At 74.3% G+C, this 22,903-nt stretch carries 2 protein-coding genes (1 of these 2 only partly in view); both read left to right on the forward strand.

Annotation, left to right across the window (positions count from 1 at the left end; genetic code table 11):
• Positions 1-14,229, forward strand: coding sequence for a non-ribosomal peptide synthetase (locus ABZ693_RS29535; protein ID WP_359883474.1), 14,229 nt, complete (start codon positions 1-3; stop codon positions 14,227-14,229).
• Positions 14,226-22,903, forward strand: the beginning of a protein-coding gene (locus ABZ693_RS29540; RefSeq protein WP_359883477.1) for a non-ribosomal peptide synthase/polyketide synthase. Its footprint extends 9,514 nt past the window's final position; only the first 8,678 of its 18,192 coding nucleotides appear in the window; its start codon is at positions 14,226-14,228; its stop codon lies off the right edge, out of view. Before ABZ693_RS29535 ends, ABZ693_RS29540 begins: the two co-directional genes overlap by 4 nt.

Consider the following 22,903-nt stretch of genomic DNA (forward strand, 5'->3'; position numbering starts at 1 on the left):
ATGGACCAGTCTCAGTCTTTTGCCGACGGCGCGCATCGGCTTCCGCTGACCGGGGCTCAGGCGGGGGTGTGGTTCGCGCAGGCCGTCGAACCCGACAGTCCGATCTTCCGCGCGGCGGAATACCTGGAGATCCACGGCGCCCTGGACACCGCGCTCTTCGAGCAGGCGCTGCGGCGGATGACCGCCGAGGCGGACGCCCTGCACATCCGGTTCGAGGACACCGACGACGGCCCCCGCCAGGTGATCGGGTCCGAGCCCGCCTGGACCCTGCGGACCGTCGACGTCTCCGGCGAGGCAGACCCCCGCCGCGCCGCCGAGGAGTGGATGGGCCGCGACCTGCGTCGCCGCATCGACCTCACCGGCTCGCCGCTGTTCACGTACGCGCTGTTCAAGGCCGCCGAGGACCGCTGGTTCTGGTATCACGCCTACCACCACATCCTGCTCGACGGCGTCGGCGCCGCTCTGCTGGTCCGCCGCGTCGCCGACGTCTACACCGCGCTCGCCGCCGGCGCCGACGCCGGCCCCACGCCCTTCGGTTCGGTCCGCACCCTCCTCGCCGAGGACGCCGCGTACCGCGCGTCCGGGGACCTCGACGACGACCGGGAGTTCTGGCGCGGCCGGTACGCCGACCAGCCCGAACCGGTCGCCCTCTCCACCCGCCCGCTGAAGCCGTCCGCCGACTTCGTCCGGCGCAGCGCCCACCTGCCCGAGGACGTCCGGCAGGACCTGGTCCGCGCGGCGGAGCGGGCCGGCACCGCCCGCTCCCGCGTCGTCATCGCCGCCACGGTCGCCTACATGCACCGTATGACCGGCCTCACCGACATCGTGCTCGGCCTGCCGGTCACCGCCCGCCCGGGCCCCGCGTCCCGCACCGCGCCCGGCATGGCCGCCAACGTCGTCCCGCTGCGGATCGCCGTCGACGACGCCACGACCGTCGGCGAACTCCTGGAGCGCACCCGGGTCGCGCTGCGCGGTCTCGTCGCCCACCAGCGCTACCGCGGCGAGGAGCTGCGCCGCGACCTCGGCCTGCCCAACGACCACCGCCGCTTCTTCGGCCCGCTGCTCAACGTCGTCCCGTTCGACTACGACCTGCGCTTCGCCGGACTGCCCGCCGACGCGCACAACATGTCGCTGCGGCTCATCGAGGACCTCGCCGTCTCCGTCTACGACCGGGGCGACGGCGGCGCCATCCGCGTCGACTTCGACGCCCACCCGGAGCTGTACGCCTCCGCCGAGCTCGCCGCCCACCAGGACCGCTACCTGCGGTTCGTCGGCCGGATCGCCCGCGCGCTCGACGAGCCCGGGACCCCGCTCGGCCGGATCGGACTGCTCGACGACGAGGAGCGGGACGCGGCGGTCGCCCGCCCCGCCGCGGTCGCGCCCCCCGCCGAAGTCCCCACGCTCGCCGCCTTGTTCGAGCGTCAGGTCCTCGCCTCGCCCGACGCGCCCGCCCTCGCGTTCCAGGACACCGTCCTCGACTACGCCGAGCTGAACCGGCGCGCCAACCGGCTCGCCCGGCTGCTCGCCGCCCGCGGCGTCGGACCGGAGGACCGGGTCGCCCTGCTGCTGCCCCGCTCCGCCGAGTTCGTCGTCGCGATCCTCGCCGTGGTCAAGGCCGGGGCCGCGTACGTCCCCGTGGACCCGGGTTACCCCGAGGCCCGCATCGCGCACATCCTCGGCGACGCGGCCCCCGTCCGCGTACTCGTCGACGCGTCCACCACCGCCGTCGCCGAGGCCGCCGGGCGCACCCCGCTCGCCCTCGACGACCCCGCCGTCGTCGCCGAGCTGGCCACGCTGTCCGGAGCCGACCTCGCGGACACCGACCGCACCGCCCCGCTGACCGCCGCGCACGCCGCGTACGTCATCTACACCTCCGGCTCCACCGGCCGCCCCAAGGGCGTCGTGGTCACCCACGCCGGCCTGCCGGGTCTCGCCGACACGTTCGTCCGGCGGCTGGACGTCCGCCCGGGCAGCAGGGTCCTCCAGTTCGCCTCCATGGGCTTCGACGCGATGGTGCCCGAGCTGTGCATGGGCCTGCTCGCCGGAGCGACCTTCGTCCTCGCCCCCGCCGAGCGGCTGCTGCCCGGCGACCCGCTCGCCGCGTTCGCCCGCGAGGCCGGGATCACCCACGCGATCCTGCCGCCGTCGTCGCTGGCCGTCATGGACCCCGCCACCGACCTGCCCCCGGGCATGACCATCCTCATCGCCGGCGAGGCCGCGGGCGAGGAACTGGTCTCCCGCTGGGCGTCCGGCCGGCTCTTCGTCAACGGCTACGGCCCCACCGAGACCACCGTCTGCGCCACCATGAGCGAGGCCCTCGACGGCTCCCGCACACCCCCCATCGGCGACCCCATCGCCCAGACCCGGGTGTACGTCCTCGACAGCGCCCTGCTGCCCGTGCCGCCCGGTGTCACCGGCGAGCTGTACGTCGCCGGGCCCGGCCTCGCCCGCGGCTACCTGGGCCGCTCCGCGCTCACCGCCGAGCGGTTCGTCGCCCACCCCTTCGGGCTGCCCGGCGAGCGCATGTACCGCACCGGCGACCTCGTACGCCAACTCGCCGACGGATCACTGGAGTTCGTCGGACGCGCCGACGAGCAGGCCAAGATCCGCGGTTACCGCGTCGAGCCCGGTGAGGCCGAGGCCGCGCTGCTGCGCCTGCCCGCCGTGGCCCAGGCCGCCGTGACCGTACGCCGGTCCGCCGACGGAACTCCCGCGCTCGCCGGGTACGTCGTCCCCACGACCCCGGCCGGACTCGACCCGGCCGCCGTCCGCGAGGCGCTCGCCGAGGTCCTGCCCGGTTACCTCGTCCCCGCGACCGTCACCGTCGTCGACGCCATCCCCGTCACGCCCAACGGCAAGGTCGACCACAAGGCCCTGCCCGAGCCGGGCCCGTCCGCCTCCGGTGCGGGCCGGGAGCCCCGTACCCCGCTCGAACACGCCCTCGCCGCCCTGTTCGCCGACGCCCTCGGCCGCGACGCCGTCCTCGCCGACGACGACTTCTTCGCCCTCGGCGGCCACTCCCTCATGGCCGCCCGGCTCGCCCGGCGGATCGCCGCCGAACTCGGCCGGGACTGCGGCGTCGAGGCCCTCTTCGCCGCGCCCACCGTCCGCCGGCTGGCCGGACGCCTCGAAGGCGCGATCGCCGAGCGCCCCGCGCTCACCCCCGTGCCCCGCGACGGCGACCTCGCCCTCTCCTACGCCCAGCAGCGCCTGTGGTTCCTCGACCAGCTCGAAGGACCCGGCGCCGCGTACAACATCCCGCTCGTGCTCACCCTCGACGGCCCGCTCGACCGGTCCGCCCTCGTCACCGCGCTCGGCGACCTCACCGGCCGCCACGAGATCCTGCGCACCGTCTACCGCGAGACCGGCGGCGTCGCCGCCCAGCACATCCTGCCGCCCGGCGACACACCCGCGCTCACCGTCCGCACGGCGAGCGACGACACCCTGGACGCCGAGCTGGCCACCGCCGTCGCCCACCGCTTCGAGCTCGCCGCGGAACCCCCGCTGCGGGCCACCCTGTTCGCCCTCGCCCCCGACCGGCACGTCCTGCTGCTCCTGCTGCACCACATCGCCGCCGACGCCGGCTCCCTCGCCCCGCTGCTCGGCGACCTCACCGACGCCTACACGGCCCGCCGCGCCGGACACACCCCCGCACCGGCCCCGCTCGCCGTCCAGTACGCCGACTACGCGGCCTGGCAGCGACACGCCCTCGGCGACGAGAGCGACACCGACAGCGCCGCCGCCCGTCAGATCGCCTTCTGGAAACGGCAGCTCGACGGCCTGCCCGACCACCTCGACCTGCCCGCCGACCACCCCCGAGGCGCCGGCTCGGCGGCCCCCGCGGACCTGGTCGCCCTCGGCCTCGACGCGGCCGCCCACCGCCGCCTCGCCGAGCTCGCCCGCGCCACCGGCACCAGCACCTTCATGGTCGTCCAGGCGCTCGTCGCCACCCTGCTGACCCGGCACGGAGCCGGGACCGACATCGCCCTCGGCACGCCCGTCACCGGCCGCCCCGAGGACTGCCTGGACGCCCTCGTCGGCTTCTTCACCAACACCCTCGTGCTGCGCACCGACACCTCCGGCGACCCCACCTTCGCCGAACTCCTCGCCCGCGTCCGCACGAGCAACCTGGACGCCTACGCCCACCAGGAGCTGCCCTTCGAGCGGCTGGTCGAGGTGCTCAACCCGGCCCGCTCCACCTCCCACCACCCGCTGTTCCAGGTCATGATCTCCATGGACAGCTCGGAGCGTTCCCTGCCCGCCGTCGACGGGCTCGCGCTCGGCCTGGTCGACGTGCCCACCGGCGCCGCCAAGTTCGACCTGTCGTTCAACGTCCGCGAGCACCGCGCGCCCGGCGGTGCCGAGGCCGGCCTGCTCGTCGCCCTGGAGTTCCGCACCGACCTCTTCGACCGCACCACGGCCGAAGCGTTCCTGGCCCGCTTCGCCCGGCTCGCCGACGCCGCCACGGCCGCCCCCGGCACCCGTATCGGCAGCGCCCCGCTCCTGTCGGACGAGGAGATCCACCGGCTCCTCGTCGAATGGAACGACACCGCCGCGCCGGAGACCATGACCGACGTCGTGGGCCGTGTCCGCGCCGTCGCCGCCGAGCGCCCCGAGGCCGTCGCCGTCACCGACGACCACGGTGACGTCACGTACGCCGCACTCATGGACCGGGTCGACCGGCTCGCCGCCCGGCTGCGCGCCCGCGGCGCCCGCGAGGACACCGTCGTCGCCGTCCTCGCCGACCGGGGCGCCGCCGCGATCACCGCCTTCCTCGGCATCCAGGCCGCGTCCGCCGCCTACCTCCCGCTGGACACCCGCGCCCCGCACGAGCGGAACGCCTCCCTGCTCGCCGACGCCTCCGCCGCCTGGCTGCTCACCGGGCCCGGCCACGAGGAGACCGCCGCCGTCGTCGTCGACGGAACCGGCACGCGGGTTCTGGCCGTCGACGAACCGAACGGCCCCGCCCCGGCCGCCGACATCACCGTCCCGCCCGGCGACCGGCTCGCGTACGTCATCTTCACCTCCGGCTCCACCGGCCGCCCCAAGGGCGCGATGGTGCACCACCGGGGCATGAACAACCACCTGCTCGCCAAGGTCGACGACCTCGTCCTCACCGGCGCCGACACCGTCGTCCAGAACGCGCCCCTCACCTTCGACGTCTCCGTCTGGCAGATGATCGCCCCGCTGCTCACCGGCGGCCGCGTCCTCGCCGTGAACCAGCTCCTCGCCGCCGACCCGCTGGGCCTGTTCCGGCTCGTCGCCCACGACGAGGTCACCGTCCTGGAAGTCGTCCCCTCCCTGCTGCGCGCCGCCCTGGACATCTGGGACGAGGGCGCCGAGGTCCCCGCCCTGCCCACCCTGCGCCGGCTCGTCGTCACCGGCGAGGAACTCCCCGCCGACCTGTGCCGCCGCTGGTTCGCCCGCTTCCCCGGCATCCCGATGATGAACGCGTACGGGCCCACCGAGTGCTCCGACGACGTCACCCACGCCGTCCTCACCCCCGACACCCTCGACGAGCGGCGGATCACCGCCCCCATCGGCCATGCCGTGCGCAACACCACCCTTTACGTCCTCGGCGACGAGCGGCAGCTCGTCCCGCCCGGCACCCCCGGCGACCTGTACGTGGCCGGCGTCGGCGTCGGCCTCGGCTACCTCGGCGACCCCGAGCGCACCGCCGCCGCGTTCGTCCCCGACCCGTTCGCCGACGACGGCAGCCTCATGTACCGCACCGGCGACCTCGTCCGCCACCGCCCCGACGGGCAGCTGGAGTTCATCGGCCGACGCGACGCCCAGGTCAAGATCCGCGGCCAGCGCATCGAACTCGGCGAGGTCGAGGCCCATCTGCGGGCCCTGCCCGGCGTCACCGACGCCGCCGCCGCGGTCGTCCCCGGCCCCGGCGGACACCGCCACCTCGTCGGCTACGTCGTCGGCGCCGCCGACGTCCGCGGCCCGCGCGAGGCCCTCGCCGCCACGCTGCCCGAACACCTCGTCCCCGCCGTCCTCGTCGCCCTGCCCGCGATGCCGCTCACCCCGAACGGCAAGACCGACCGCAAGGCCCTGCCCGCCCCCGACTTCACCACGGTCGAACGCCGCGCCCCGCGTACCCCACAGGAGGAAATCCTGTGCGGCGTCTTCGCCGACATGCTCGGCCTCGACCGGGTCGGCGTCGACGACGACTTCTTCGCCCTCGGCGGCCACTCCCTCCTCGCCACCCGGCTCGTCGCCCGGATCCGCACCGCCCTGGACACGGACCTGGAGGTCGCCGCGCTCTTCGAGACGCCGACCGTCGCCGGCCTCGCCGCCCGGCTCGCCGACGCGGGACCCGCCCGCGGCGCCCTCGTACGCCGCGAACGCCCCGACCTGCTGCCGCTGTCGTACGCCCAGCGGGGCCTGTGGTTCCTCAACCGGATGGACCCGGCCGACGGCACCTACAACATCCCCCTGGTGCTGCGGCTCTCCGGCCCGCTCGACCACGACGCCCTGCGCCGCGCCCTCGCCGACGTCGCCGCCCGGCACGAGAGCCTGCGCACCGTCTTCCCCGAGACCGACGGCGTCCCCCACCAGCTCGTCCTCGCGCCCGAGCAGGCCCGTCCCGTCCTCGACGTCGTCACCGCCGCCGGACCCGACGCCGACGCCCTCGTCGCCGAAGCGGTCGGCCGCGGCTTCGACATCACCCGCGAGGCCCCGCTCCGCGCCCGGCTCGTCGCCATCGGCCCCGAGACACACGTCCTCGTCGTCGTCGTCCACCACATCGCCGGTGACGGCTGGTCCACCGCGCCGCTCGCCCGCGACCTCAGCCTCGCCTACGCCGCCGCCCTCGAAGGCCGCAACCCCGACTGGACCCCGCTGCCCGTCCAGTACGCCGACCACACCCTGTGGCAGCGCGACCGGCTCGGCGAGGAGAGCGACCCGGACAGCGTCGTCTTCGCCCAGATCGCCTACTGGAAGGACGCCCTCGCCGGCCTCCCCGAGGAGCTCGCGCTCCCCACCGACCGGCCCCGGCCCGCGCTGCCCAGCCACCGCGGCGGCCTCGTGCCCTTCCACCTCGGCCCCGAGACCCACCGCGCGCTGCTGGGCCTCGCCCGCACCCACGGCGTCACCCCGTTCATGGTGCTGCACGCCGCGCTCGCCGCCCTCCTCACCCGCCTCGGCGCCGGCACCGACATCCCGATCGGCGGCTCGGTCGTCGGCCGGGGCGACGAGGCCCTCGACGACGTGGTCGGCTTCTTCGTCAACTCCCTGGTACTGCGCACCGACACCTCCGGCGACCCCACCTTCGCCGAACTCCTGGAGCGCACCCGCGCCGCGGACATCGCCGCCTTCGCCCACCAGGACCTGCCGTTCGAACGGCTCGTGGAGGCGGTCAACCCGCGCCGCTCGCTCAACCGCCACCCGCTGTTCCAGATCAAGCTCGTCCTGCAGAACCTGGACCGCGCCGAGGTCGACTTCCCCGGCCTGCGCGCCGACATTGCCCGGATCGACCCCGACATGGCCAAGTTCGACCTGCTCTTCTCCGTCGCCGAACGCTACGACGAGCACGGCGAACCGCAGGGTGTCGAGGCCGCCGCCGGCTACTCCGCCGACCTGTTCGACCGGCCCACCGTCGAGGCGCTCGCCGGCCGGTTCGTCCGGCTCCTCGAATCCGCCCTGCACGACCCGCACCGGCCGCTCACCCGGCTCGCCGTCATGGACGGCAGCGAGCGGCACGACCTGCTCGTCACCCGTAACGCCACCGGCCAGGACACCCCCGACGCCACCGTCCCGCAGCTCTTCGAGGCCCAGGCCGCCCGCACCCCGGACGCCCCCGCCGTCGTCTGCGGCGCCGAACGGCTCAGCTACGCCGGGCTCGACGCCCGCGCCAACCGGCTCGCCCACCTGCTCCTGGAGCACGGCGCCGGCCAGGACACCCTGGTCGCCCTCGCCCTGCCCCGCTCGGCCACCGCCGTCGCGGCGATGCTCGCCGTCGGCAAGGCCGGCGCCGCCTACCTGCCGCTCGACCCCGAGCACCCCGGCGAGCGCGTCACCCGGCTCCTCGCGGACGCCCGGCCCGCCCTCCTGCTCACCACGACCGCCACCCTGGACGCCGCTCCGCACCTGGCCGGCGCCGGTGCCCGCGTCCTCGTCCTGGACGCCCCCGACACCGCCGGCGCGCTCGCCCGCGCCCGCGCCGACGCCCCGGCCGCGTCCGACCGGACCGCGCCCGTCACCCCCCTCGACGCCGCGTACGTCGTCTACACCTCCGGCTCCACCGGCGCGCCCAAGGGCGTCGTCGTCGAGCAACGGGCCCTGGTGGACTACGTGGTGCGCTGCGCCGCCGAGTACCCCGGCCTGAGCGGACGCACCCTGCTGCACTCGCCGCTCTCCTTCGACCTCGGCCTCACCACCCTGTACGGCACCCTCCTCGCCGGCGGCTGCCTGTACGTCGGCGACCTCGACGAGACCCTCGACGTCCCCGGCGGCCTGACCTTCCTCAAGGCCACCCCCAGCCACCTGCCGATCCTCGACACCCTGCCCGACGAACTCTCCCCGACCGCCGAGCTGATGACCGGCGGCGAGGCCCTGCACGCCGAACAGCTCGCCGCCTGGCGCGCCCGCCACCCGCGGGTCGCCGTCGTCAACCACTACGGCCCCACCGAGACCACCGTCGGCGTCCTCGACCACCGCGTCCCGGCCGGCGCCCCGCTCGCCGCCGGACCGGTCCCGCTCGGCCGTCCCATGTGGAACACCCGCGCCTACGTCCTCGACGCGGCCCTCCTGCCCGTGCCCGACGGTGTCACCGGCGAGCTGTACATCGCCGGAACCGGCCTGGCGCGCGGCTACCTCGGCCGCCCCGCAGGCACCGCCGAACGCTTCGTCGCCGACCCGTACGGGCCGCCCGGCGCGCGCATGTACCGCACCGGCGACCGGGTCCGCTGGAACGCCGCCGGCGTCCTCGAGTACGTCGGCCGGGCGGACCACCAGGTCAAGGTCCGCGGCTTCCGGATCGAACTCGGCGAGGTCGAGGCAGCGCTGCTGTCCGCCCCCGGCGTCCGCCAGGCCCTGCCCCTGGTCCGCGAGGACCAGCGGGACGACAAGCGGCTCACCGCCTACGTCGTTCCCGCCCCCGGCGAACGGCTCGTGCCCGACCGCGTCCGCGCCCATGTCGCCGAGGTGCTCCCCGAGTACATGACGCCCACCGCCGTCGTCGTCCTCGACGCGCTCCCGCTCACCGCCAACGGCAAGGTGGACCGGGCCGCGCTGCCCGCCCCCGAGTCCGTCGGCGGCCCGGTGACCCGCGCCCCGCGCACCCCGGAGGAGGAGATCCTCGCCGGCCTGTTCGCCGACGTCCTCGGCGTCGCCCGCGTCGGCGTCGACGACGACTTCTTCGCCCTCGGCGGCCACTCCCTGCTCGCCATGCGGCTGCTCAGCCGGATCGCCTCCACCCTCGGCGTACGCGTCGGCGTCAAGGCACTGTTCGACGCCCCCACCGTCGCCGGCATCGCCGCCCGGCTCACCGGCCCCGGCGAGACGCGCCCCGCGCTCGTCCCCGCCGACCGCGGCGACCGTGTCCCGCTGTCCTTCGCCCAGACCCGGCTGTGGTTCCTCAACCGGCTCGAAGGCCCCAACGCCACCTACAACGTGCCCCTCGTGCTCCGTCTCACCGGCACGCTCGACCGGGCCGCCCTGCGGGCCGCGCTCCGCGACGTCACCGACCGCCACGAGAGCCTGCGCACCGTCTTCCCGGAGACCGACGGCGTCCCCCGCCAGCACGTCCTCGGCCCGGTCGAGGGCGGCGCCGTCCTCGACGAACGCGCCGTGCCGGCCGACGAGCTGGAGCAGGCGATCACCGACACCGTCGTCGGCGGCTTCGACCTGACGGTCCAGCCGCCGCTGCGGGCCCGTCTGCTCACCGCCGAGGGCCCCGACGGACCCGACGGCGCCCGCGTCCTCGTCCTCGTCACCCACCACATCGCCAGCGACGGCTGGTCCCTCACCCCGCTGCTCGCCGACCTGTCCCGGGCCTACACCGTCCGCACCCGCGGCGCCGCGCCGGCGTGGGAGCCGCTGCCCGTCCAGTACGCCGACTACACCCTGTGGCAGCGCACGGTCATGGGCGACGAGTCCGACCCGGACAGCCGGCTCACCCGGCAGCTCCAGCACTGGAAGGACGCCCTCGACGGCCTTCCCGAGGAGCTCGACCTGCCCGCCGACCGGCCCCGTCCCGAGGTGGCCACCTATCGCGGCGACAACGTGCCGCTGGAACTCGACGCCGAGACCCACGCCGCGCTCGTCACGCTCGCCCGCGCCCACGGCGTCAGCGTCTTCATGGTCCTCCAGGCCGGCCTGGCCGCCCTGCTGACCCGGCTCGGCGCCGGCGGCGACATCCCGATCGGCACGCCCATCGCCGGACGCACCGACGACGCCCTCGACGAACTGGTCGGCTTCTTCGTCAACACCCTGGTCCTGCGCACCGACACCTCCGGCGACCCGACCTTCCGCGAACTGCTCGCCCGGGTCCGGGAGACCGACCTCGCCGCGTACACCCACCAGGACCTGCCGTTCGAGCGGCTGGTCGAGGAGCTGAACCCGGTACGGTCGCTGGCCCGCCACCCGCTCTTCCAGATCATGCTGATCCTGCACAACACCGCCCGGGCCGAGATCGACCTGCCCGGCCTGCGGGTCGAGGTCGAGGGCGCCGACGCCCCGGTCGCCAAGTTCGACCTGTCCGTCAGCCTCTGGGAGCGGCACACCGACGACGGCGCCGCCGACGGCATCCTCGGCCGGATCGAGTACGCCCTCGACCTGTTCGACCGCTCCACGGCGGAGACCCTCGCCACCCGGCTCCAGCGGCTCCTCACCGCCGCCGCGCACACCCCCGAACTGCCGATCAGCGGCCTCGCCGTCCTCGACGAAGCCGAACTCCACGACCTCCTCGTCGACCGCAACGCCACCGGCCACCCGCGCCCCGAGGCGTCGCTGCCCGAACTGTTCCGCCGCCAGGCCCGCCGTACCCCCGAGGCCACCGCCCTCGTCCGCGGCGACCTCGCCCTCACCTACGCCGAACTCGACGCCCGCTCCGACCGGCTCGCCGGCGCCCTGCTCGGCCGGGGCGTCCGCCCCGAGGACCGGATCGCGCTGCTCCTCGCCGACCGGGCCGCCCACGTCGTGGCGACCCTCGCCGTCGCCAAGGCCGGCGGCGTGTACGTCCCGCTGGACGTGCGCAGCCCCGAGGCCCGCACCCGCCGGATCCTCGACGGCACCGCGACCGTCCTCGTCCTCGCCGAGACGGCCACCGCCGCCCGCGTCCCGGACGGCTCCGCGCCCGTCCTGCTCGTCGACGACGAGCTCCCGCCGGCCGGCGCGCCCGACGCCGCACCGCCCGCGATCCACCCGGACCGGCTCGCGTACGTCATGTACACCTCCGGCTCCACCGGCGAGCCGAAGGGCGTCGCCGTCACCCACCGCAACGTCGCCGGGCTCGCCCGCGACCGCTACTGGGGCCACGGCGCCGACGACCGCGTGCTCATGCACTCCCCGCCGTCCTTCGACGCCTCCACCTACGAACTGTGGGGCCCCCTCCTCCACGGCGCCCGGATCGTCGCCTCCGACGGAGACGCCACCGACATCGCCTCCCTGGCCGCGACCATGACCCGGCACCGCGTCACCGTCGGCCTGTTCAGCGAAGGCGTGTTCCGGCTCCTCGCCGAGAACCACGCCGACGCCTTCCGTGACGTGCGCGACATCTACGTCGGCGGCGACACCGCCTCGGCGGCCGCCGTCCGCAAGGTCCTGGAGCAGACCGCCGGAGCCCGCCTCACCAACAGCTACGGCCCCACCGAGACCACCCTGTGCGTCGTCCACCACGCCCTCACCGACGAGGACGTCGCCCGCAACTCCTTCCCCATCGGCCGCCCGCTCGACAACACCCGCGTCTACGTCCTCGACGCGGCCCTGCGCCCCGTCCCCGACGGCGTCACCGGCGAGCTGTACGTCGCCGGCGAGGGCCTGGCCCGCGGCTACACCGGCCGCCCCGGCCTCACCGCCGAACGCTTCGTCGCCGACCCGTACGGCCCGCCCGGCGCGCGCATGTACCGCACCGGCGACCGGGTCCGCTGGCGGGCCGACGGCGCCCTGGAGTTCGCCGGCCGCGCCGACGCCCAGGTCAAGGTCCGCGGCTTCCGCATCGAGCTCGGCGAGGTCGAGGCCGCCGTCGCCGCCCACCCGGCCGTCGCCCAGACCGTCGTCGTGGTCCGCGAGGACCGGCCCGGCGACAAGCGCCTGGTCGCCTACGCCGTCCCGGCCGCCGGCCGGCCGCTCGACGCCGACGCGCTGCGCGCCCACGTCGCGGCCCTGCTGCCGGACTACATGACACCCGCCGTGTTCGTCGAACTCGCCGAACTGCCCCTCACCCGCACCGGGAAGCTGGACCGCAGGGCCCTGCCCGTACCCCAGTACGCGGGCGGCGGCGCCCGCGCCCCGCGCAACGAGCGCGAGCAACTGCTCTGCTCGCTCTTCGCCGACCTGCTCGGCGTCGCCGAAGTCGCCATCGACGACAACTTCTTCGCCATGGGAGGCGACAGCATCGTCTCCATCCAGCTCGTCAGCCGGGCCCGCGAAGCCGGACTCGTCCTCACCCCGCGCGACATCTTCCAGCACCAGACCGTCGAGGCCCTCGCCCTCGCCGCGACCGCCCCGGACGCCGACACCACGAGCGCCCCCGACGACGGCACCGGCACCGTACCCGCCACCCCCGTCATGGAATGGCTGCGCGGCCTCGGCGGCCCCGTCGAGGGCTTCAACCAGTCCGTCCTGCTCCGCACCCCCACCGGCCTCGGCGAACAGGCCCTGATCGCCGCCGTCCAGGCCGTCCTCGACGGACACGACCTGCTCCGCGCCCGCCTCGACCGGACCGCAGCCGGCCCCTGGACGCTGGACGTCCCGCCCGCCGGCAAGACCGACGCCGCCGACCACGTCACCCGGGTCGACATCGCCGCCGTCCCCGACGACGCCCTCGCCCCCCTCCTCACCGACCACGCCGAGACCGCCCGCCGGGCCCTCGACCCCGACCAGGGCGACATGCTCCGCGCCGTCTGGTTCGACGCCGGACCCGACCGCGACGGACGACTCCTGCTCCTCGCCCACCACCTCGTCGTCGACGGCGTCTCCTGGCGCGTCCTCGTCCCCGAACTCATGACCTGCTGGGCCGACGCCGAAGCCGGCCGCGAGACCGCCGTCGCACCCGCCCGCACCTCCTTCCGCACCTGGGCCCGCCGCCTCGCCGACCGCGCCCTCACCGGCGCCGTCGAGGCCGAACTCCCGCTGTGGGAACGGATGACCGCGGAAGCCGACCCGCTCCTCGCCGAACGCCCCCTCGACCCCGCCGCCGACACCCACGCCACCACCCACCGCAGCACCCGCACCCTCCCCGCCGACCGCACCGAGCCCCTGCTCGCCGCGATCCCCGCGGCGACCGGCACCAGCCCCGACGAGATCCTGCTCACCGCCCTCGCCCTCGCCCTCGCCGAATGGCGACGCGGCCGCAGGCGCGGTGCACCGGGCGCCGGACCCGTCCTCCTCGACGTGGAGGGCCACGGCCGCACCGACGACGACGGCGCCGAACTCTCCCGCACCGTCGGCTGGTTCACGACCATGCACCCGCTGCGCCTCGACCCCGGCGTCAAGTGGCACGAGGTCCACGGCGGAGCCCCCGCCGCCGGCGAGGCCCTGCGCCGGGTCAGCGGCCAGATCCGCGCGGTCCCCGCCAAGGGCGCCGGATACGGCCTGCTCCGCCACCTCAACCCGCGCACCGCGGACCTCCTCGCGGCCGGCGCCGCACCGCAGATCGGCTTCAACTACCTGGGCCGCGTCCGCACCGACCACTCCGCCGGCCCCGCCGACTGGGGTGCCGCGCCCGAGGACGTACGCATCGCCCCGACCGACCCCGACCTGCCGTTCGCCCACAGCCTGGAGGTCAACGCGGTCACCCACGACCGGCCCTCCGGACCCGAACTGACCGTGACCTGGACCTGGCCCGGCGGCCTCTTCGACGAGGCCGACGTCGAGTTCCTCACCGGCCTCTGGTTCGAGGCCCTCGACGCCCTCACGCGGTACAGCACCGCACACGCCGCCCCCGCCGGCGGCGCCCCCCGCAGCCTGACGACATCCGACCTCTCCCTGGCCGACCTGGACCAGGACGAGATCGACGAGCTCGAGGCCGAACTGGCCGACCTGGAGGATCTGACGTGACGCACACCAGCCGACCGGCCCGCAAGCCGTCCGGACTCGAGGGCGTCCTGCCCCTGTCCCCCCTGCAGGAAGGCCTCCTGTTCCACTCCCTGCTCGACGACGGCGAAGGCCCCGACGTCTACGCCGTCCAGCTCGCCGTCGACCTGGAGGGACCGCTCGACGCGGCCCGCCTCAAGGACGCGATGGCCGCCCTGCTGCGGCGCCACGCCAACCTGCGGGCCGGATTCCGCTCCGTACGCTCCGGAAAGCCCGTGCAGTTCCTCCTCCGCGAGGTCGAACTGCCCTGGCACGAGGCCGACCTCACCCACCTGCCCGCGGAGGAGCGGGAAGCCGAACTCGGCCGGCTCGCCGACCAGGACCGCGCCGAGCGCTTCGACCTGGCCGCGCCGCCGCTGATCCGCTGCCTCCTGATCCGCCGCGAGCACGCGCTGCACCGGCTGGTCGTCACCAACCACCACATCCTGCTCGACGGCTGGTCCATGCCGGTCGTCCTGCGCGAACTGTTCACCGCGTACGAGCACGGCGTCGAGGCCCTGCCGCCGGTCACCCCGTACAAGAACTACCTCCAGTGGCTGGCCGGCCAGGACCGCGACGAGACCGAGCAGGTCTGGCGCCGCACCCTCGCCGGCGTCGAGGAGGCCACCCGCCTCGCCCCCGCCGACGCCGGCCGCGAGGCCCGCATGCCGGAGCGCGTCGAGTGCCTGCTCCCCGCCGACCTCGGCGACGGCATCGCGGACCTCGCCGCCTCCGGCGCGGTCACCCTGAACACCGTCGTCCAGCTGGCCTGGGCCGTCGTCCTGGGCCGCCTCACCGGCCGCGACGACGTCGTCTTCGGCACCACCGTCGCCGGCCGCCCGGCCGAGGTACCCGGCGTCGAGTCCATGGTCGGCCTCTTCATCAACACCGTCCCGGTCCGCGTCGCCCTCGACCACGACGAACCGTGGTCGAAGGCCCTCGCCCGCGTACAGAACGAACAGGCCGACCTCGGCCCGCACCAGCACCTCGGCCTCGCCGAGATCCAGGCGCTGGCCGGCGCCGGCGAACTCTTCGACACCACCGTCCTCGTGGAGAACTACCCCGTGGACCCGGCCGCCGAGGGCGCCCGGCTCGAGTCCGGGCTGCGCCTCGTCGGCGCGAAGGGCCGCGACGCCACCCACTACCCGCTCACCCTCGTGGTCTCCCGGACGACCGCCGGCGTGCAGGTGCGCCTCGACTACCGCCCTGACCTCTTCGACCACGCCTCGGCCGAACGGATCCTGCGACGCCTGGAGCGCGTGCTGCGCGCCGCGGTCATGGACGCGGACCGGCCGGTGGGTGCGGTCGATGTCCTCGATGCCGCTGAGCGTGACCGGTTGGTGAGCGGTTGGAATGCGACGGGTGTGGTGGTGCCGGTGGGTGTGGTGCCGGTGTGGTTCGCGGAGTGTGCGGCGCGGGCGCCGGAGGCGCCGGCGGTGGTGTGTGGTGACGAGCGTCTGTCGTACGGGGAGTTGTGGTCGCGTGCGGTGGGTGTGGCGAATGAGTTGACGCGTAGTGGTGTGGGTCGTGGTGCGGTGGTGGCGTTGGCGGTGCCGCGTTCGGTGGACGCGGTGGTGGCGATGCTGGGTGTGGGTCTTGCGGGCGGGGCGTTCTTGCCGGTGGATCTGGATTTCCCGGCCGACCGGATCGCTTACATCCTCTCCGATGCCGCGCCTTCGGTGATCCTGTCGACCCACGACGCTGCTGATCGGCTGCCGGAAGGGACCGAGGCCCCGCTGCTTCTTCTGGACACCGTCGAGCCTGCAGCGGAGCTGATGGCGGAGTGCGAGGTGTCGGCGGAAGACGCGGCGTATGTGCTGTATACGTCCGGGTCGACGGGCCGGCCGAAGGGCGTGGTCGTGCCTCACGGTGCGCTGCGGAACTTCTTGTGGTCGATGGGCTCGCGGGTGGGGCTGTCGGTGGGGGAGAAGTGGCTGGCGGTGACGACGTTCGGCTTCGACATCTCTCTGCTGGAGGTCTTCCTGCCGTTGCTGTCCGGTGCTGTGGTGGTGATCGCGGATCGTGATGTGGTGCGTGATCCGCAGCGGTTGGGCGCTCTGGTGCGGTCCGAGGACATCGCGGTGATGCAGGCGACGCCGAGCCTCTGGCGCGCACTGGCCGAGACGGACCCGGAGGCCGTGACAGGGCTCAAGGTCCTGGTCGGCGGCGAGGCCGTGGACACCGCGCTCGCTGGTGTGCTGGCGCAGGCTGGTGTGTCGGTGTGGAACATGTACGGTCCGACGGAGACGACGATCTGGTCGACCAGCGCTCTGCTGACGGGTGACGGTCGCACGCCGATCGGTGCTCCGATCGCCAACACCCAGGTCTACGTCCTCGACGGCCGGCTGCGTCTGGTGCCGCCGGGTGTGCCGGGTGAGTTGTACATCGCGGGTGAGGGTGTGGCCCGTGGCTATCTGGGTCGTCCGGGTCTGACGTCGGAGCGTTTCGTCACGGACCCGTTCGGCGCGTCTGGCGCGCGGATGTATCGGACGGGTGACCTGGTCCGTTGGACGGATGCGGGTGTTCTGGAGTTCGTCGGTCGTGTCGACGACCAGGTGAAGGTGCGCGGGTATCGCATCGAGCTGGGCGAGGTCGAATCGGCCCTGTCGAAGGTGGAGGGTGTCGCCCGCGCCGTCGCCATGGTCCGCGAGGACACTCCGAACGACCGCCGGCTCGTCGGCTATGTCGTCCCCGTCGAAGGGACGGTGCTCGAAGCGGAGTCGGTTCGCCGTGCGGTGGCCGATGTCCTGCCGGAGTACATGATTCCCTCCGCCGTGGTCGTTCTCGACGCGGTGCCGCTCACCCCGAACGGGAAGACGGACCGCAAGGCCCTGCCCGCCCCCACCACCTCGGGTGCCGTCCGGCGTGAGGCGCGTACGGCCCAGGAGGACATCCTCTGCGGTCTGTTCGCGGAGATCCTGAGCGTGTCCCGGGTCGGCATCGAGGACAGCTTCTTCGACCTCGGCGGTCATTCCCTCCTCGCGACCCGTCTGGTCTCCCGGATTCGTACGGTCCTGGGCGTCGAGCTCCCGGTCCGGGCCCTGTTCGAGACCCCCACCGTCGCCGCCCTCGCCCGTCACCTCGACGGCGGTGGCACGGCGGCGGCCCGTACCGCCCTCGTCCCGCAGCTGCGGCCGGCCGAGATCCCGCTCTCGTACGCGCAGCGCCGCCTGTGGTTCATCAACCAGCTCGACACCGCCAGCCCGCTGTACAACATCTCCCTGGGCCTGCGCCTGCACGGCTCGCTGGACGCCGTCGCGCTGGAGGCCGCGCTCGCCGACGTGGTGACCCGTCACGAGTCGCTGCGCACCGTGTTCCCCGCACCTGAGGGCACCCCCACACAGGTCGTGCTCGACGCCGGGACCGTCGCGGGCCGGATTCTGCGGACCGTCGACGTCACGGAGGACGAGGTCGCCGCGCGGGTCGCCGCGACCGTCCGGCACGGTTTCGACCTGGCCGAGCAGACCCCGCTGCGGGCCACGCTGCTCACCGTCGGTCCGGACAAGCACGTGCTCGTCCTGGTGCTGCACCACATCGCCGGCGACGCCTGGTCCATGCGACCGCTCGCCCGCGACCTGGGCGACGCCTACACCGCCCGGTGCGAGGGCGCCGCGCCGCAGTGGTCGCCGCTCCCGGTCCAGTACGCGGACTACGCGCTGTGGCAGCGCGACGTGCTGGGCGACGAGTCCGACCCGGACAGCGAGATCGCCCGCCAGCTCGCCCACTGGACGGAGACCCTGGCCGGCCTGCCCGACGAGCTGACCCTGCCCACCGACCGCCCGCGCCCCGACGCCTCCACGCACCGGGGCGAGCGGATCCGCTTCGAGCTGGACGCCGCGCTGCACCGGCAGCTCCTGAGCCTCGCCCGGGAGTCCGGCACCAGCCTGTTCATGGTCCTCCAGGCGGCGCTGGCGAGCCTGCTGACCCGCCTCGGCGCGGGTACGGACGTCCCGATCGGCACCCCGATCGCGGGCCGCACCGACGACGCCGTGGAGGAGCTGGTCGGCTTCTTCATCAACGAGCTCGTGCTGCGCACGGACACCTCGGGAAACCCGTCCTTCCGTGACCTGCTGGCCCGGGTCCGGGAGACCGACCTCGCCGCGTACGCCCACCAGGACGTGCCGTTCGAGCGCCTCGTCGAGGCACTGAACCCGCCCCGCTCCCTCGGCCGGCACCCCCTGTTCCAGATCGTGCTGGCCCTGCAGAACACCGCGCAGCCCACCCTGGAGCTGCCGGGTCTGACCATCGGCGCCGAGCCGGGCAGCGGCGGCGTGGCCCGATTCGACCTGTCCTTCGGCCTCAACGAGCGTCTCACCGCCGACGGTGCGCCCGCCGGCCTCGACGCCCTCGTCGAGTTCGCCACGGACCTGTTCGACCGCGCGACGGTCGAGGCGATGGCGGACCGGTTCGTCACCGTCCTGAAGGCCGTGGTCGCGGACGCCGACCGGCGGGTCGAGGACCTCGACATCCTCGGCGCCGCCGAGCGCGAGCTGCTGCTCTACGGCTGGAACGACACCGCCCGCCCCCGGCCGAACCTCTTCGTCCCGCAGATGATCGAGGCCCAGGCCGCCCGCACCCCGGAGGCCCCCGCCGTGACCGGCGGCGATCTGACCCTGACGTACGCGGAGCTCAACGCGCGGGCGAACCGGCTGGCGCATCTGCTGATCGGACGGGGCGCGGGCCCGGAGTCGATCGTGGCGATCGCGGTGCCGCGGTCGCCGGAGATGATCGTCGCCGTACTCGCCGTACTGAAGTCCGGCGCGGCCTACCTGCCGGTCGACACCGAATACCCCGCCGACCGCATCGCCTACATGCTGGCCGACGCCGCGCCCGCCCTGGTCGTCACCGCCCAGGACGTCGTGCCGCACCTGCCCAAGGGCGCCACCCAGCCCGTCCTCGCCCTCGACGCCCCGGCGACCCTCACCGAACTCGCCGGGCGGCGCGCGGACGACCCCGCCGACGTGGACCGCACGAGCACTCTGCTGGCCGACCACCCCGCGTACGTCATCTACACCTCCGGTTCCACCGGCACCCCGAAGGGCGTCGTCGTCCGTCACACCAGCCTCGCCGACTACGCCGCGGGCGCCGCCGCCGACTACCGCGGCGTCGCGGGCACGGTGCTGCTGCACTCCTCGGTCTCCTTCGACACCACGGTGACCTCGCTGCACGTCCCGCTCACCGTCGGCGGGCACATCCGGCTCACCGACTTCCTCGAAGGAGCCGTCGAGCAGGACTTCAGCCTGCTGAAGGTGACGCCCAGCCACCTCGGCATGCTCACCGACGCCGTCGAACCGGCCGAGGCCGACGCCGAACTCCTCGTCGCCGGCGAGGCCCTCACCTCGGCCGCCGTCGCCTCCTGGCGCCGCCGGCACCCGGACGGCGCGGTCTTCAACGTCTACGGCCCCACCGAGACCACCGTCAGCGCCGTCCAGCACCGCGCCACCCCCGGCGAGGAACTGCCGGACGGAGCCGTGCCGATCGGCCGCCCCTTGCGCAACACCCAGGCGTACGTCCTCGACCGGCGGCTCGGCCCCGTCCCGGCCGGCGTCCCCGGCGAGCTGTACCTCGCCGGCGACGGCGTGGCCCGCGGCTATCTGAACCGCACCGTTCTCACCGCCGAGCGCTTCGTCGCCGACCCGTTCGGCCCGGCAGGCACGCGGATGTACCGCACCGGCGACGTGGTCCGCCACCGGGCCGACGGCACCCTGGAGTTCGTCGGGCGTGCCGACGACCAGGTGAAGGTCCGCGGCCACCGCATCGAGCTCGGCGAGGTCGAGTCCGCGCTCTCCACGGTCCCCGGCGTCGCCCGCGCCGTCGCCGCCGTCCGCGAGGACACGCCCGGCAACCGCCGTCTGGTCGGCTACCTCGTCCCCGTCGAGGGCGCCGCCCTGGACGCCGAGACGGCCCGCCGCCACGTCGCCGCCGTCCTGCCCGAGTACATGGTCCCCTCGGCGGTCGTCACCCTCGACGCCGTGCCGCTCACCCCGAACGGCAAGACCGACCGCAGGGCCCTGCCCGCGCCGCAGCAGACCGCGGCGGTACGGGGCCGGGAACCGCGCACCCCGCAGGAAGCGATCCTGTGCGGGCTGTTCGCCGAGGTCCTCGGCGTCGGCCGGGTCGGCATCCACGACGGATTCTTCGCGCTCGGCGGCCATTCGCTGCTCGCGACCCGGCTCCTCAGCCGTATCCGCTCGGTCCTGGGCGTGCAGCTCGGCATCCGGGCCCTCTTCGAGGCCCCGACCGTCGCCGGTCTCGCCGAGCGCCTCGACGGCGCCGGCTCGGCCCGGCCGGCCCCCGCCCCGGCCGAGCGGCCCGACGCCGTCCCGCTGTCGTTCGCCCAGCGCCGCCTGTGGTTCATCCACCAGATGGACCCGGCGAGCCCGCTCTACAACATCCCCATGGTCCTGCGCCTCTCCGGAGACCTCGACCGCGCTGCTCTCGGCGCGGCGCTCGCCGACGTGGCACAGCGCCACGAAAGCCTGCGCACGGTCTTCCCGGCCACCGACGGCGAACCCCGTCAGGCCGTCCTCGACGGCGCGGCGCAGCCCGTGGGCCTCACCATCCTGGACGCCTCCGACGAGGACTCCACCGACGCCGCCGACCCGCAGGCCCGGATCGCCGAACTGCTCCGCGGCGGCTTCGACCTGACCCGGGAGGTCCCGCTCCGGGCCACCCTGCTCGCCACCGGCCCGGACGAGCATGTCCTCGTGCTCGTGCTGCACCACATCGCCGGCGACGCCTGGTCCCTCGCCCCGCTCGCCACGGACCTTTCCACGGCCTACCGGGCCCGCCTCCAGGGCGACGCACCGCAGTGGACGCCGCTGCCCGTCCAGTACGCCGACTACACGTTGTGGCAGCGCGAGGTGCTGGGCGACGAGTCCGACCCGGACAGCGAGATCGCCCGCCAGCTCGCCCACTGGACCGACGCGCTCGCCGGCCTGCCGGAAGAGCTCGCCCTGCCCACCGACCGACCCCGGCCGCTGACCGGCGCCCAGCGCGGCGCGAAGCTGCGCTTCGCCCTCGACGCGCAGCTGCACCGCCGGCTGCTGGCCCTCGCCGGCTCCACGGGCACCAGCCTCTTCATGGTGCTCCAGGCCGGACTCGCGTCCGTCCTCAGCCGGCTCGGGGCGGGCGACGACATCCCGATCGGCGCCCCGATCGCCGGCCGCACCGACGACGCCCTCGACGACCTCGTCGGCTTCTTCCTGAACACCCTGGTCCTGCGCACCGACACCTCCGGCGCCCCGTCCTTCCGCGAGCTGCTCGCCCGCGTCCGGGACACCGACCTCGCCGCGTACGCCAACCAGGACCTGCCCTTCGAGCGGATCGTCGAGGCGCTCAACCCGCAACGCTCGCTCACCCGTCACCCGCTCTTCCAGGTGACGCTCACCGTGCAGAACTCCCGCGACGCCGCGCTCGAACTGCCCGGCCTGACCGTGGCCGCCGAGGCCGGCGCGTCCTCCTGGGCGCGCTTCGACCTCTCCCTCGGCCTCGGCGAACGGCACACCGCCAACGGCGTCCCGAACGGCCTCGAAGGCGTCGCCGAATTCTCCGCCGACCTCTTCGACCGCGAGACCGTCGAGACCGTCGTCGGCCGACTGGAGCGCCTGCTCCGCGCCGCCGTCGCCGACCCCGACCGCTCCATCGGCGGCATCGACATCCTCGATGCCGCTGAGCGTGACCGGTTGGTGAGCGGTTGGAATGCGACAGGTGCGGTGGTGCCGGTGGGTGTGGTGCCGGTGTGGTTCGCGGAGTGTGCGGCGCGGGCGCCGGGGGCGCCGGCGGTGGTGTGTGGTGACGAGCGTCTGTCGTATGGCGAGTTGTGGTCGCGTGCGGTGGGTGTGGCGAATGAGCTGACGCGTCGTGGTGTGGGTCGTGGTGCGGTGGTGGCGTTGGCGGTGCCGCGTTCGGTGGACGCGGTGGTGGCGATGCTGGGTGTGGGTCTTGCGGGAGGGGCGTTCCTGCCGGTGGATCTGGACTTCCCGGCCGACCGGATCGCTTACATCCTCTCCGATGCCGCGCCTTCGGTGATCCTGTCGACTACTGATGCTGCTGAACAGCTGCCTGACGGAAGTACCGTCCCGCTGCTGCTCCTTGACAGCGTTGAGCCTGCCTCGGAGCTGGTGGTCGAGCGTGAGGTGTCAGCCGAGGATGCGGCGTATGTGCTGTATACGTCCGGGTCGACGGGCCGGCCGAAGGGCGTGGTCGTGCCGCATGGCGCGCTGCGGAACTTCTTGTGGTCGATGGGTTCGCAGGTGGGGCTGTCGGTGGGGGAGAAGTGGCTGGCGGTGACGACGTTCGGCTTCGACATCTCCTTGCTTGAAGTCTTCCTGCCGCTCGTCTCTGGTGCTGTCGTGGTGATCGCGGACCGTGATGTCGTGCGCGATCCCGCGCGGTTGAGCGCCTTGGTGCGCTCCGAAGGTATTGCCGTGATGCAGGCGACGCCGAGCTTGTGGCGTGCACTCATGGAGACCGACCCGGATGCCGCGAAGGGTCTGAAGGTCCTGGTCGGCGGCGAGGCCGTGGATGCTGCTCTCGCTGGTGTGCTGGCGCAGGCCGGTGCGTCGGTGTGGAACATGTACGGTCCGACGGAGACGACGATCTGGTCGACCAGCGCTCTGCTGACGGGCGATGGTGGTACGCCGATCGGTGCTCCGAT

It is taken from the genome of Streptomyces laurentii, from assembly GCF_040635425.1.
Lineage (GTDB): Bacteria > Actinomycetota > Actinomycetes > Streptomycetales > Streptomycetaceae > Streptomyces > Streptomyces laurentii.